Source organism: Achromobacter sp. E1 (assembly GCF_037039475.1).
Lineage (GTDB): Bacteria > Pseudomonadota > Gammaproteobacteria > Burkholderiales > Burkholderiaceae_B > Achromobacter > Achromobacter mucicolens.
Window position 1 is genome coordinate 902500 of sequence record NZ_CP146253.1, and the last position, 14123, is coordinate 916622.

A 14123-nucleotide genomic window follows, 5' to 3' on the forward strand; every position below is an offset into this window, starting at 1 on the left:
TGTGCTCGTGGGCAGGCGCGCGCGCATGCCAAAGCGTCAGAGAATACCCCGTTAGCCGGGGGCGTTGCGTGCGCGGACAAGCCTCGTTGCGCACCTTGATATTGTGAAATATGTGAGCGTCACGCGGCCGCGCTGGCCAGTTCCGCGTCCAGATCGGCGAGCCGTTGCGGGGTGCCGACGTCGGTCCAGCGGCCGGCATGCCGCGCGCCGCGCACCTGGTCCTGGCCCATCGCCTGCCGCAACAGCGGCGCCAGCGGCGCGGCCTGGCCGCGCGGGACGTCCGCGAACAACGAAGGATGGTAGACGCCGACGCCTGCAAAGGTCAAACGGGGCTCGCCCTGCGCCAGCACGCGCCCCTCGGCCGTCAGGACGAAGTCGCCGGCAGGATGGTGCGCGGGATTGTCCACCAGAAGCAGCCATGCGCCGCCCTGCGTCACGAGGCCGGCGGCGTCGTGCGCGGCGGCGGGATTCCAGTCGCACCAGATGTCGCCGTTGACGACAAGGAACGGGTCGTCGCCCAGTAGGGGGAGCGCCTGGGCGATGCCGCCCGCGGTCTCCAGCGCGGTGGCTTCGGCCGAATAGCTGATGCGCACGCCGTGCGCGGCGCCGTCGCCCAACGCGCGTTCGATTTCGTGGCCGAGCCAGGCGTGATTGATGACGACGTCGCGGATGCCGGCCGCGGCCAGGCGCGCCAGATGCCAGACGATCAGCGGCTTGCCGCCGACCGGCAGCATGGGCTTGGGCAGGCGGTCGGTCAGCGGGCGCATGCGTTCGCCGCGGCCCGCGGCAAGAATCATGGCGCGCATCAGAACGTGTATCCGACGCTGACCTGGCGGTCGTCCAGGCGGTCAAGCAGCCGCAGCAGCGGCGTGAAGACGCCATAGCGCTGCGCCACCTGGCGGACGTAGCCGTTCACGCGGGGAATGTGCGCCAGGTAGTGGGCCTTGCCATCGCGATGGTTCAGGCGGGCAAAGACGCCCAGGATCCGCAGGTTGCGCTGCAGGCCCATCCATTCATAGGCGCGGTGGAATTCGGCGAAATCGGCGTCGACCGGCAGGCCGGCCGCACGCGCCATTTCCCAGTAGCGGATCGCCCAGTCGAGCTGTTGCGGTTCTTCCCAGGTGGTGCGGGCGTCCGTCACCAGCGACGCCAGGTCGTAGGTGATGGGACCGGCCAGCGCATCCTGGAAGTCGATGACGCCCGGGTTGGGGCCGTATTGCGGCTGGTCGCAGACCATGAGGTTGGGCGAATGGAAATCGCGGTGCACCAGGACCTGCGGCTGCCCGGCGTTGCTGGCCGACAGCAGGGCGAAGATCTTTTCCATCGCGTTGGCCGTCTTGTCGTCCAGCGTCACGCCGTGGTGCTTTTGCACGTACCACTCGGGAAACAGCTTGAGCTCGTCGGCCAGCCGCGTGCTGTCGTAGACACCGAGCCCGGCGGTCGAGGCCTGTTGCAGCTTGACCAGGGCGGCCAGCGCCTCGCGGTACAGCGTCTGCAGTTGGGCGTCGTCCAGGCCGTCCTGGATGCGCTGGTAATAGGTTTGTTCGCCCAGATCGGACAGCAGCAGCAGGCCCTGGTCCAGGTCCTGCGCCAGCACGGCCGGCACGTTCAGCCCGGCGTCCGCCAGCAGCTTGTCAACATGCAGGAACGGGCGGCAGTCCTCGTGCTGGGGCGGGGCGTCCATGATAATCAGGGTCCGCGATCCCGCGTCCAGCCGGAAGTACCGGCGAAAGCTTGCGTCAGCCGACGCGGGGCGCAGCGTCTCCACGGCCAGGTTCAGGGCAGGGGGCAGGCCTTGCAGCCAGTTGCGCACCTGCGCCAAGCGGGGGTCGTGATCGTTTTTCAAGGAAGATCCGTGTCAGAAGGGCAAAATTGGGGAAATTTCGATTTGGCGAACATAAGGCTGGGCGTTGTTCGCGGCTTCTCTATAATACCGGCTCGTTTCCGTCAGCATTGGCGCCGCGTGGGCGTCTTTGTGCGGCTCTCCCATGGTCATAAAGGGCTGTTTTCATTCGTGCGCAAGGTTCCGTGGTTGATCCTCTCCGTAGTCAGCGTCGCCGCCGGAGCCGCCCAGGCTCAAAGTAGCCCGGGCGCCGCTGCTTCCGCGCCGTCGGTCACGTCAACCCCGCAATTGCGCACCTCGCCTGGCCTGCGCATGCACCGGTTGCCCGACGAGAGCATTCCCGCTTTCATGGAAGCGGACACGATTTCGGGCGATCCCGACTACGAGCTCAACCTGACCGGCAACGCGCAGGTGCGCCGCATCGACGGCGTGATCAAGGGCGATGCGATCAATTACCGCAAGGACACCGGCAAGGTCGACGTCCGCGGCAATGCCCGCATGATGCGCGATGGCACCCTGGTCACGGGCCCGTCCGCCACGTTCAACGTGGACCGGTATTCCGGCGAGGTCGAAAAGCCCAACTTCTGGCTGGGCGCCACCGGCGGCTTTGCCGTCGCCGACCACGCGGACATTTTCAGCAAGTCGCAGATGCGGCTGCACACGGTGACGTACAGCGGCTGCCCGTGCGAAAACCCGTCCTGGTACATCAAGGCCAATTCGGTCGATATCGATTTCGACGAAAACGAAGGCGTCGCCCGCGGCGGTGTCCTGTACTTCAAGGATGTGCCGATCCTGGCGTCGCCCTACATGACCTTCCCGGTCAAGCGCGAACGCAAGTCCGGCTTCCTGATCCCGACCTACGGCACGACCAGCCAGGGCGGCTTCGACATTTCGATTCCGTACTACTTCAACCTGGCGCCCAATTACGACTTGACGGTGCAGCCGCGCTACTTCTCCAAGCGCGGCACCCAGCTGGGCGGCGAGTTCCGCTATCTGGGTTACGGGTACAGCGGCATTATGGACGGCACCTACCTGCCCAATGACGACGTGACGGGCAAGGACCGCTGGATGTACTGGTGGCGCCATCAGCAGCAGTTCTCGCATGGTTTCTACGCCGACTGGGATATCGCCAAGGTCTCGGACGACAATTACTTCCGCGACATTTCGCAGCTGGGCCTGAACCAGGCCTCCACGACTTACCTGCCGCAACGCGGCCGCGTGGGCTGGGTCTCCAACTACTGGAGCGCCTACGCGCAGGTTTACAAGTTCCAGACGCTGCAGGATCCCGATGCGCCGCTGGTTCCGCCGTACAACAAGGAACCCGAGATCTACCTGCGCGGTTCGCGATACGACGTCGGCGGCTTCGACCTGGACTGGACCTCGACCGCGGTGCGCTTCAGCATGCCGGAGTACGGCGCGGCGTTGCGAGCCCCCGATGGCGACCGCTTCCAGACCTACCCGACGATCTCGTATCCGATCGTCCGCCCCGGCTGGTTCATCACCCCGAAGGCGGGCGTGAACTACACGTCGTATCAGACCAAATGGTATGGCGTGGATGCGCAGGGGCTCAATGGCGGCACCGCCAATGGCCTGCCGCGCTCGCAGTCCCGCACGGTGCCCATCCTGTCGCTGGACTCGGGCCTGATCTTCGAGCGCGACACCACGCTGTTCGGCAAATCGTCCACGCAGACGCTCGAACCGCGTCTGTACTACCTGTACGTGCCGTATCGCGACCAGTCCAAGATTCCCGTCTTCGACACGTCGCTGGCTGACTTCAGCTTCACCCAGGCATTCGAGGAAAACATCTACTCGGGCGGCTGGGACCGTATCGCCAACGCCAACCAGCTGACCGCGGCCCTGACGACGCGCTGGCTCGATGCCGACAGCGGTTTCGAGCGCCTGTCGGTGGGCGTGGCGCAGCGTCTGTACTTCGAAGACCAGAAAGTCACGCTGCCGCTGGAAACCCCGCGCACGGACGTGCGTTCCGACTTCCTGGTGGGCGTCAGCGCCGCGTTGACCGATACGCTCAACACGGACCTCGCCGCGCAGTACAACCCCTACGACAACAATTGGTCGCGCGGGCTCATCAGCGCGCGCTGGTCGCCGCAGCGCCTGACCACCGTGGCGGTGGCCTACCGCTACCAGCGCGATCCGCAGCCGGGCGTGTTCTATCAGCCGCAGGGTCAGAACCAGGTCAGCCTGGCCGTTCAATGGCCATTCAGCAAGCGCTGGTACGGTGTGGGCCGGGTCGACTATTCTTTGCGTTCCGGACCGTCCAGTACGATTGCCAATACGACGGAATCTCCGCGCGTGACGCAGGCCATCGCCGGCCTGGAGTACAAGGGCGACTGCTGCTGGGTGGGCCGCATGGTCTACCAGCGCTACGCCGTATCGGCGGCGGACACCAATTCCGCGCTGTTCTTCCAGCTTGAGCTCACGGGCCTGGGTTCCCTCGGAACCGACCCCATGAGCCTGCTGAACAGAAGTATCCCCGGTTACACGCGCGTCACGCCGCCCGCGCAGGCCGGGACCACATTTGAAAGGTATGAATGATGCGTAGGTTGCACTCTTTGCGCCGCCTCTCCGGCAACGCGCTGCTGCTGGCCCTGTGCGCCGGCTTGCCCGCCGCCCATGCGGCCGAGCAGACCAGCCGCGGCGCCAACAGCGCCAAGGCCGCTCCCGCCGCGCAGAAACAGGACGCGCCGGCGCCCAAGGGCGAGCAGTTCGTGGACGGCATCGCCGCGATCGTCGACAAGGACGTGATCACGCTGCGCGAACTGCGCGACGCCTCCCAGCGCGTTGCTGGCGAACTGAAGTCGCGCGGCATCCAGGTGCCCGATGACCAGACGCTGCAGCACCAGGTGCTCCAGCGTCTCATCATGGAACGCGTGCAGCGCCACGAAGCCGACCGCCTCGGCATCCGGGTTGACGACAAACAGATCGACACCGCCATCCAGGCGATCGCCTCGCGCAACAAGATCACGGTGCAGCAACTGCGCCAGGAACTGGAAAAGTCCGGCACGACCTGGGAAAACTACCGCAAATCGTTGCGCGACGAGATCCGTTCGGATCGCCTGCGCCAGCGCGCGGTCGACTCGACCATCGTCATTTCCGATGCGGAAGTCGACGCCTTCCTGAAAGACCAGCGCCGCAACCCGGCTTTTGGCGCGGCGCCTGCGCAGGCGGCGCAAGCGCAGCCTCAGGCGCAGCCGCAGCCCGCGCCCGAGCAGGCTGCCGCGCCTGCCGGCCCCATGCTTTACGCGCTGGCGCAGATTCTGGTGCGCGTGCCGGAAGGCTCGTCGCCCGACCAACTGGCGCTGCTGCGCAAGAAGGCCGAAGGCCTGCTGGCGCGAGCCAAGCGCGGCGACGATTTCGCCAGCCTGGCCGCGGCATCGTCCGACGGCCCCGAGGCGCTGCAGGGCGGCGTCATGGGCGTGCGCCCGCTGGACGGCTGGCCTGACCTTTTCGTCAAGGCCATCAGCAATCTGCAAAAGGGCCAGGTCAGCCAGCTGATCCAAAGCGGCAATGGCTTTCACATCATCAAGGTGATGGACCGCGGCACCGCCCAGCCCGCGCCCGGCCGTACGGCCCGCGCCCCGGCGCCGCAAGCCGCGCCGCAACCGGCGCCTCAGCCGGCCGCGCGCGAGCAGGCGCCCCAGGGCCCGACGCAGGTTGTGCAGACGCGCGCCCGCCACATCCTCATCAAGACGTCGACCGTCATGAGCGATGATCTGGCCCGCCAGCGCCTGGAGCAGGTTCGCCAGCGCCTGGTCAATGGCGCCGCCACGTTCGAGGAAATGGCGCGCCAGTATTCGCAGGACGCCAGCGCGCCGCAAGGCGGCGAGCTGGGATGGCTGAACCCGGGTGAAACCGTGCCGCCGTTCGAGGCCGCAATGAACGCGCTGCAACCTGGCGAAATCAGCCAGCCCGTGCAGTCGCCGTTCGGCTGGCACCTGATCCAGGTGGAAGAGCGCCGCGAGCACGACGCGACCGACGACCTGGCGCGCATGCGCGCCCGCCAGACGCTGTTCGAGCGCCGCGCCCAGCCGGCCTTCGAAGACTGGCTCGAGCAACTGCGCGCACAGGCGTACGTCGATAACCGCTTCGAAAAGCAGCAGAAAATCCAGCAGAACAACCGCTAAACGCATTACGGGCTTTTCATGTCTCAACACCAGGCGCGCAAGCGCTTTGGCCAGAACTTCCTGACCGACGACAGCGTCGTCGAGTCCATCGTCCGGGCGGTTGCGCCCGCCCGCGACGATGCCGTGGTCGAGATCGGCCCTGGCTTGTCCGCGCTGACGCGGCCGCTGCTCGAACGGCTGGACCATCTCACCGCGGTCGAAATCGATCGCGACCTGGCCGCCCGGCTGCGCAAGCAGTTCGACGCGTCACGCTTGACGGTGGTCGAGGCCGACGCGCTGACGGTGGATTTCTCGCAGTTCGGCGGCGCGCTGCGCGTCGTGGGCAATCTGCCCTACAACATTTCCAGCCCGTTGCTGTTTCACCTGATGACGTGGGCCGACCACATCCGCGATCAGCATTTCATGCTGCAGCGCGAAGTGATCGACCGCATGGTGGCCAAGCCCGGCTCGGGCGACTTCAGCCGCTTGTCCGTGATGCTGCAATCGCGCTACCGCATGCACAAGCTGTTCGACGTGCCGCCCGAGGCCTTCGATCCGCCTCCTAAGGTCGTGTCGGCGATCGTGCGCATGGTGCCGTTGCCGGCGGACCGCCAGCGGCCCATCAGCGAGCGCGCTTTCGAAACCGTGGTGGCACGCGCCTTCTCGCAGCGCCGCAAGATGTTGCGCCGGGTCCTGGCCGACTGGGCCGCGCAAGTGCCTTGGGAAGCGCTGGACATCGCGCCCACCGCGCGCGCCGAGGACATTTCGGTGGACCGCTACATGCGCCTGTCGGATGCGCTGGTCGAAGCCGGGGTGTTGGCGCGGGAGTGATGTCTTTTCGGTATGGCATGGCAATGCAAAAAGGCCCCGCGGGGCCTTTTTGCATTTCGATGCTGGGAGCGTGAGACGGTGTCTGACACCCAGGGGTCATGGCGTCAGCCTGTGACGGCGGTTCAGCGGGTGTCAGACACCTTGGCGAACGGGCGGGTGTCTCAGCGGTTGCCTGGCACTTCAAGGTGTCTGACACCCGTCAGAGGTGATCGTCAGATTGATAAGGCGCCGCAAGGGTGTCTGACACCTGGCATCGCGAACCGCAACGTTGCAGGCAGATGGGTTTGCCCCTGGGGCCCGATCACAGCATGCGCTTCTGCGCCGCCATCCACAGCTGCATCACGTCGCGTGCCCGGTCGGCCAGCAGGCGCTCGGCGTCGGCCAAGGCCTGCTGCAACGTGATGGGACCGGGGGCCAGGCTGAATGCGGCGCTGATGCCGCAGGTGTGCAGGGCCTCGTAGCCTTCGCCCAGCGAACCGGCCAGCGCCACGACGGGAACGCCCGCGCGTTGGGCAATCCGGGCGACGCCTGCGGGCGTCTTGCCGCGCAGCGTCTGTGCGTCCATCCGGCCTTCGCCGGTGAACACCAGCGTTGCGCCTTCCACGGCGTCGGCCAGACCGCCCAGCTCTGCGACGATCTCCACGCCCGGCCGGAAATGCGCGTTCAGGAACGCCTTGGCGGCAAAACCCAGGCCACCGGCGGCGCCCGCACCGGGCGCGTCGCGGTGGTCGGCGCCGAGGTGCTTTGCGCACACGTCGGCGAAGTGACGCAGCAGGGTGTCCAGGGTCTGCACCTGTTCCGGCGTCGCGCCCTTTTGCGGCCCGAACACGTGCGACGCGCCATGCGGGCCGCACAAGGGATTGTCGACGTCGGAGGCGATGTCGACGCGCACCTGGGCGAGCCGCGGGTCCAGGCCATGCGTGTCGATGGAGGCAAGTTGGCCCAGCGCCCCGCCGCCCGGCGGCAGGCTGTTGCCGCCGGCGTCCAGCAGTCGCACGCCCAGCGCCGTCAGCATGCCGGCGCCGGCGTCGTTGGTGGCCGAGCCGCCCAAACCCAGGATGATGCGCTTGGCGCCCGCGTCCAGCGCCGCGCGCATCAGCTCGCCCACGCCGTGGCTGCTGGCGCGCATCGGGTCGCGCTTGGAAGGAGAGATCAATTCAAGGCCCGCCGCGGCGGCCATCTCGATGACGGCGGTGCCGTCGTCCAGCAAACCCCACACGGCGTCGACCTTGTGGCCGAGCGCGTCGTTCACGGTGATCTGATGTTCCTTGCCGCCGGTGGCCGCGAGCACGGCTTCGACGGTGCCTTCGCCGCCGTCGGCCATCGGGATGCACACGGTGTGCGCGCCGGGAAAGGCGGCCTTGACGCCGCGCGCAATGGCCGCCGCCGCATCGGGCGCGGAAACGCTTTCTTTGAACGAGTCGGGAGCGATGACGATTTTCACGGTCGGAAGGGGGCGCGTTAGTGATCGATGTGTCACCCATGATACCCGTGACAACGCGGCCGGCGTACCATAGCGCTTTCGTTGCTTTTGCGAGAGTGGACCGCCATGCCTGTATTGCGCCGCACAAAAATTGTCGCCACCCTGGGACCCTCGACCTCGTCGCCCGAACGCATCGACGCGCTCATCCGCGCGGGGCTGGACGTCGCACGGCTGAACTTCTCGCATGGCAGCGCGGACGACCACCGCGAGCGCGCGCGGCTGGTGCGCGAGATCGCGGCCAAGCAGGGCCGCTTCGTCGCGATCATGGGAGACCTGCAAGGTCCCAAGATCCGCATCGCCCGCTTTGTCGACAAGCTGGTGCAGTTGCACGTGGGCCAGCCGTTCACGCTGTCGCGCGTGCATCCCAAGGATGCGGGCACGTCCAGCATCGTGGGCATCGACTATCCGGAACTCGTGACCGATTGCCGCGTGGGCGACGAGCTGCTGCTCGATGACGGCCGCGTCGTGCTGGTCGTGGATCGCGTGGAAGGCGACGAAGTCCACACCACCGTCACGGTGGGCGGTCCGCTGTCCAACAACAAGGGCATCAACCGCCGCGGCGGCGGCCTGTCCGCGCCCAGCCTGACCGACAAGGATCGCGTCGACATCAAGCTGGCCGCCGAAATGGAGCTGGATTACGTGGCGGTGTCGTTCCCGCGCTATGGCAGCGACATCGACGAGGCCCGCACCTTGCTTGCCGAGGCCGGCAGCCAGGCATGGATCATCGCAAAGATCGAACGCGCCGAGGCAGTAGCCGACGACGAGGCCCTGGATGCGCTGATCCGCGCAAGCGACGGCGTGATGGTGGCGCGTGGCGACCTGGGCGTGGAAGTGGGCGACGCCGAGCTCGTGGGCATCCAGAAGCGCATCATCCAGCACGCACGCACGCTGAACAAGGTGGTCATCACCGCCACGCAGATGATGGAATCGATGATCTCCAGCCCCATGCCGACCCGCGCCGAAGTCTCCGACGTGGCGAACGCGGTGCTGGACTACACCGACGCCGTCATGCTGTCGGCTGAAAGCGCCTCGGGCCAGTATCCGGTCGAAACCGTGCAAGCCATGGCGCGTGTGTGCCTGGGCGCGGAAAAGCATCCCACGTCCACGAAGTCGCACCACCGCATGGGCGAGACCTTCACGCGCTGCGACGAAACCATCGCGCTGGCGGCCATGTATGCCGCCAACCATTTTCCCGGCGTCAAGGCCATCATCGCGCTGACCGAAAGCGGCCACACGCCGCTCATCATGTCTCGCATCCGCTCGGGCGTGCCCATCTACTGCTACAGCCCGCACAGCGTGACGCAAAACCGCGTGACGATGTTCCGCGGCGTGTACACGATTCCGTTCGCGCCATCGGACTACGATCCGGCCGATCTTTCCAACGCCGCCATCGACGAGCTGCGCAAGCGCAATCTGGTGCAGGCCGGCGATTGGGTGATCCTGACCAAGGGCGATTTCTATCGCGACAGCGGCGGCACCAACGGGATGAAGATCCTGCTGGTGGACTGAAGCAGGGCGCCTAGCCGAAGAACCAGTAGCAGACGCCGATCGCGGCCAGCACCCCGGTCAGGTCGGCGATCAGCGCGCAGCCGACCGCATGCCGGGCGCGCAGAATCCCCACCGACCCGAAGTACACCGCCAGCACATAAAAGGTGGTCTCGGTGCTGCCTTGCACCACCGCGGACAGCAGCGCCGGGAAGCTGTCCACGCCGAAGTGCGTCATGGTCTCCAGCATCATCGCTCGCGCCGCGCTGCCCGAGAACGGCTTGACCAGCGCCGTGGGCAGCGCGTCCACGAAGCGCGTGTCCCAATTTGCCTGCTGCGCCAGCCAGCGGATGCCATCCAACAGGAAGTCCAGCGCGCCGGATGCGCGCAGCACGCCCACGGCGCACAGCATCGCCACCAGATACGGCAGCAGGCTCTTGGCGATATCGAACCCTTCCTTGGCGCCTTCAATGAAGGCCTCGTACACAGGCACTTTTTTCCACGCGCCGACGACCAGAAACGCCAGCAGGATGCCAAACAGCGTCAGGTTGCCCAGCAGCGAAGACAGCGACGCGATGGCGGCTGCCGACATGCTGGCCAGAAGCGCCATGAATCCGCCCAGCACCAGCGCCGCGCCGCCCAGCCACAGCAGGATGACCGGATCGGCCAGGCGCAGCCGCTGGCACAGCGCGACCGCCAGAAAGCCGGCCAGCGTGGACGCGCTGGTGGCCAGCAGAATGGGCAAAAAGACCAGCGTGGGATCGGGCGCGCCCTGCTGCGCGCGGAACATGAACAGCGTGACGGGCAGCAGCGTCAGCGACGACGCATTGAGCACCAGGAACAGGATCTGCGCGTTGGTGGCGGTGTCCGGCTTGGGATTGAGCGCTTGCAGCTCGCGCATGGCGCGCAAACCGATGGGGGTGGCGGCGTTGTCCAGCCCCAGGCCATTGGCTGCGAAGTTCAGCGTGATCAGGCCGATGGCCGGATGATTGCGCGGCACCTCGGGCATCAGGCGCGCGAACAGGGGGCCCAGGACGCGCGCCAGCTTTTCGACTAGGCCCGCGCCCTCGGCGATGCGCAGGAAACCCAGCCACAGCGTCAGCGTGCCAAACAGCAGCACCATCACTTCCACGGACACGCGCGCCATGTCGAACAGGCTGGCGACCATCTGGCGAAAGACTTCCGGGTCCCCGATGACGAGCCAGCGGTACAGCGCGGCCGCGGCAGCGGTAAGGAAGAAGCCAAGCCAGAGTTTGTTCAGCATGCGGACGTGCCCGGACAGCGGTTGATTGCGCATCTGCGCGGCGACGCCCATTGTCGCAGAGTCGGTAAGCCGCAGCTTGGCCGGGCCGCGCCAATTCTGGTACTTTGGCCCGATACGTCTTGTAGCGAACAACAGGGGGACCCATGGATTTCAACGCCTGGCGCCGGCGCCGCATTTCGGAACCCGCATACCGCTGGGCCCGCAATGCCATGCCGGCCATGTCGGCCACCGAACGCGAAGCCATCGAAGCCGGCGACAGCTGGTGGGACGCCGACCTGTTCACGGGCAATCCCGACTGGCGCAAGCTGCTCAGCGTGCCGCCGGCCACGCTGACGCCGGATGAACAGCGCTTCATCGACGGTCCCGTGCGCGAACTGTGCGGCATGCTGGACGAATGGGATATCTCCTGGAACCGGCGCGATCTGCCGCCGCACGTCTGGGAATACCTCAAGACGCAGCGTTTCTTCGGCATGATCATTCCGCGCCGCCACGGCGGCCTGGGGTTCTCGCCCTATGCGCACTCCGAAGTGGTGCGGCGCATTTCCGCCTATTCCATCACGGCGGGCGTCACGGTCATGGTGCCGAACTCGCTGGGGCCGGGCGAACTGCTCATGCAGTTCGGCACGCAGGCGCAGCGCGATTACTGGCTGCCACGGCTTGCCGACGGCCGGGAAGTCCCGTGCTTTGGCCTGACCAGTCCCGAAGCCGGCTCGGACGCGGCCTCGATGGTGGATACCGGCGTCGTGTGCCGCCAGGTCTTGGATGGGCGTGAGCTCATCGGCATCCGGCTCAATTGGCACAAGCGCTACATCACGCTGGGGCCGGTGGCCACGGTGCTGGGGCTGGCGTTCAAGATGTCGGACCCAGACGGCATTCTGGGCGGGCCCAAGGATATCGGCATCTCGGTGGCGCTCGTTCCCACCGACGCGCCCGGCGTCGAAATCGGCCGGCGCCACCTGCCCGCCATGCAGGTGTTCCAGAACGGGCCCAACACGGGCCGCGACGTTTTTGTTCCGCTGGATGCGCTGATCGGCGGCGTCGAGCGCGCCGGGCAGGGCTGGCAGATGCTGATGAGCGCACTGGCCGCCGGGCGCGGCATTTCGCTGCCGTCGCTGTCGGCCGCCGCCGCGGCGATGTGCGCGCACACCACCGGCATGTATGCGCGGGTGCGCGAGCAGTTCGGCATCCCGATCGGCAAGTTCGAGGGCGTGCAGGAGCGGCTGGCCAGCCTGGCCGGCAACGCCTATCTGGTCGAGGCCGCGCGCCGCCTGACCTGCGCCGCGCTCAATCAGGGCGTCAAGCCGGCGGTGGTGTCCGGCATCATGAAATACCACGCCACCGAGCGCATGCGCGTGTCGGTGAACGACGCCATGGACGTGCACGCGGGCCGCGCCGTCATGGACGGCCCCAGCAATTACCTGGGCTCGCTCTACCGCGCCGTGCCCATCGCGATCACGGTCGAGGGCGCCAACATCCTGACGCGCAATCTGATCATCTTCGGGCAAGGCGCCATTCGCGCGCATCCCTATCTGATGCCGGAGATCCTGGCGCTGGGCAACCCCGACGAGGAACGCGGCATCGAGGTCTTCCACGATGTCTTCTGGCGCCATCTGCGCCACGCGGGCATGAACACGCTGCGCGCGATCGGCCGCGCGTGGACGGGCGGCATGCTGGCGCCCGCGCCGGCCTCGGGACCGGTGGCGGGTCATTACCGCCGGCTGGGCCGTTATGCGTCGGGCTTCGCGCTGCTGGCCGACGCCACGCTGGCGCAACTGGGTGGAGGCCTGAAGCGCCGCGAAATGATCTCCGCGCGCCTGGGCGACATCCTGTCCGAACTCTATCTGCTGTCCGCGGTGCTAAAGCGCTGGGAAGACGAGGGGCGCAAGCACGATGACCTGCCGCTGGTCCGCTGGTGCATGGCGCAGGGTTGCGCCCGCATCGAGAAGAGCATGGATCAGGTGCTGCGCAACCTGCCGGTCAAGGCGCTGTCGTGGGCGTTGCGGGCGGCCATCCTGCCGTTGCGGCTGGCCAAGGGACCGGACGACGCGCTCACGCGGGAATGCGCCGAGCTGCTGCTCAAGCCGTCGCCCACGCATGTGCGCCTGGCGGCGGATCTGCAGCGCGAACCCGGCGAGGATCCGCTGGGCCTGTTGACCCGCGCCTTTGCGCTGGCCGACGCGGTGCAGCCCATCCGCGATCGTCTGCGCCAGTCCAACGTGCGCAACTGGCGCGAAGCCCATCAGCGCGGCGCGATCACGGACGCGCAGGCGGCGCAGCTCGAAGCCGCGGAAGCGACGGTGCTGAAGGTATTGCAGGTGGATGATTTTGCGCCCCAGGCGCTGACGCCGCCGGGCGAAGGCGCGCCGGTTCAGGCGCAGGAACAGAAGCCGGAACCGCGGCCGGAGCCGCAGCCGCCGCAACAGCCGCCGCAACAGCCGCAGCAACAGCCGCAGCAGCCGCTGCAACAGCCGGAGCCGCCACAGCAACCGCAGCCGCCGCAACAGCAGGAGGACGAGCCCCCCGCTGCTGCAAGACCCGGCGATAACGCCTAGTCGTCCTGATTCGGGTCCATGCCCGGGAACAGGATTTCCGTGAAGCCGAACTTCGAGAAATTCTGGATCCGGGACGGATACAGGCGGCCGATCAGGTGGTCGCATTCGTGCTGGACGACGCGTGCGTGAAAGCCTTCGGCCTCGCGCTCGATCAGCTGGCCGTACGGATCGCGGCCGCTGTACCGGATATGGCGGTAGCGCGGCACCAGGCCGCGCAGTCCCGGCACCGACAGGCAGCCTTCCCAGCCGTCTTCCATCTCGTCCGAAAGCGGCGTGATGACCGGATTGCACAGGATCGTCTGCGGCACCGGCGGCGCGTCGGGATAGCGGTCGTTGCGATCGAACCCGAAGATCACCAGTTGCAGGTCCACGCCGATCTGCGGCGCGGCCAGGCCCACTCCCTGCGCGGCCGCCATGGTCTCGAACATGTCGTCGATCAGGGCGTGCAGCTCAGGCGTGTCAAAACGGTCGACCGGGGGCGCCACGCGCAGCAGCCGCGGGTCGCCCATTTTCAGGATGGGATGGATCATGGCTGGCGTTCCGC

The 14123-nt window shown here is 67.1% G+C and carries 10 protein-coding genes; 5 read left to right on the top strand and 5 right to left on the bottom strand.

Features of this window, described 5'->3' with window-relative positions:
* Positions 1-119: 119 nt before the first annotated feature.
* Together murU and V6V88_RS04145 are read right to left on the bottom strand one after the other, a co-directional pair.
* Positions 120-806, bottom strand: coding sequence for an N-acetylmuramate alpha-1-phosphate uridylyltransferase MurU (gene murU / locus V6V88_RS04140; protein WP_062841676.1), 687 nt, complete (start codon positions 804-806; stop codon positions 120-122).
* Positions 806-1846, bottom strand: a complete 1041-nt coding sequence (locus V6V88_RS04145) for a phosphotransferase (protein ID WP_338617994.1) — start codon at positions 1844-1846, stop codon at positions 806-808. Before V6V88_RS04145 ends, murU begins: the two co-directional genes overlap by 1 nt.
* Before the next feature lie 168 nt (positions 1847-2014).
* On the opposite strand from V6V88_RS04145, the gene V6V88_RS04150 reads away from it, so the two are divergent.
* From V6V88_RS04150 to rsmA, 3 genes are read left to right on the top strand one after another with little or no spacing between them, the layout of a single operon-like run.
* Positions 2015-4396 (top strand): LPS-assembly protein LptD, encoded by a 2382-nt coding sequence (locus V6V88_RS04150; RefSeq protein WP_152383488.1) that lies wholly within the window; start codon positions 2015-2017, stop codon positions 4394-4396.
* The gene (locus V6V88_RS04155) at positions 4393-5985 is read left to right on the top strand and encodes a peptidylprolyl isomerase (protein WP_223574321.1); all 1593 of its coding nucleotides are present in this window, start codon (positions 4393-4395) and stop codon (positions 5983-5985) included. The genes V6V88_RS04150 and V6V88_RS04155 overlap by 4 nt, the downstream gene beginning before the upstream one ends.
* Positions 5986-6003: 18 nt before the next feature.
* Positions 6004-6795 carry a 16S rRNA (adenine(1518)-N(6)/adenine(1519)-N(6))-dimethyltransferase RsmA gene (gene rsmA, locus V6V88_RS04160; RefSeq protein WP_152383490.1) on the top strand — a complete coding sequence of 264 codons (792 nt, stop codon included), beginning with the start codon at positions 6004-6006 and terminating at the stop codon, positions 6793-6795.
* A 301-nt stretch (positions 6796-7096) separates the two neighbouring features.
* On the opposite strand, the gene V6V88_RS04165 is transcribed toward rsmA, so the two are convergent.
* Positions 7097-8239, bottom strand: a complete 1143-nt coding sequence (locus tag V6V88_RS04165) for a glycerate kinase (RefSeq protein ID WP_175236524.1) — start codon at positions 8237-8239, stop codon at positions 7097-7099.
* Positions 8240-8344: 105 nt separating this feature from the next.
* On the opposite strand from V6V88_RS04165, the gene pyk reads away from it, so the two are divergent.
* Positions 8345-9787, top strand: coding sequence for a pyruvate kinase (pyk, locus tag V6V88_RS04170; RefSeq protein ID WP_142050874.1), 1443 nt, complete (start codon positions 8345-8347; stop codon positions 9785-9787).
* Positions 9788-9797: 10 nt separating this feature from the next.
* Here pyk and V6V88_RS04175 read toward each other — a convergent pair whose 3' ends face one another.
* Positions 9798-11027, bottom strand: coding sequence for a spore maturation protein (locus tag V6V88_RS04175; protein WP_223574323.1), 1230 nt, complete (start codon positions 11025-11027; stop codon positions 9798-9800).
* 143 nt (positions 11028-11170) lie between these two features.
* Between V6V88_RS04175 and V6V88_RS04180 the strand changes: the two genes are divergently transcribed.
* Positions 11171-13579, top strand: a complete 2409-nt coding sequence (locus tag V6V88_RS04180) for an acyl-CoA dehydrogenase (RefSeq protein WP_338618004.1) — start codon at positions 11171-11173, stop codon at positions 13577-13579.
* Here the strand turns inward: V6V88_RS04180 and def are convergent.
* Entirely contained in the window at positions 13576-14109 is a 534-nt protein-coding gene (def, locus tag V6V88_RS04185; RefSeq protein ID WP_338618006.1) for a peptide deformylase, read from the bottom strand. The genes V6V88_RS04180 and def overlap by 4 nt on opposite strands.
* Positions 14110-14123: the final 14 nt, after the last annotated feature.

Bases quoted from the DNA above. Each gene is read 5' to 3' on its own strand.
- murU (WP_062841676.1), bottom strand. From the start codon at position 806: ATGCGCGCCATGATTCTTGCCGCGGGCCGCGGCGAACGCATGCGCCCG.
- V6V88_RS04155 (WP_223574321.1), top strand. From the start codon at position 4,393: ATGATGCGTAGGTTGCACTCTTTGCGCCGCCTCTCCGGCAACGCGCTG.
- rsmA (WP_152383490.1), top strand. From the start codon at position 6,004: ATGTCTCAACACCAGGCGCGCAAGCGCTTTGGCCAGAACTTCCTGACC.
- pyk (WP_142050874.1), top strand. From the start codon at position 8,345: ATGCCTGTATTGCGCCGCACAAAAATTGTCGCCACCCTGGGACCCTCG.
- V6V88_RS04175 (WP_223574323.1), bottom strand. From the start codon at position 11,027: ATGCTGAACAAACTCTGGCTTGGCTTCTTCCTTACCGCTGCCGCGGCC.
- V6V88_RS04180 (WP_338618004.1), top strand. From the start codon at position 11,171: ATGGATTTCAACGCCTGGCGCCGGCGCCGCATTTCGGAACCCGCATAC.
- def (WP_338618006.1), bottom strand. From the start codon at position 14,109: ATGATCCATCCCATCCTGAAAATGGGCGACCCGCGGCTGCTGCGCGTG.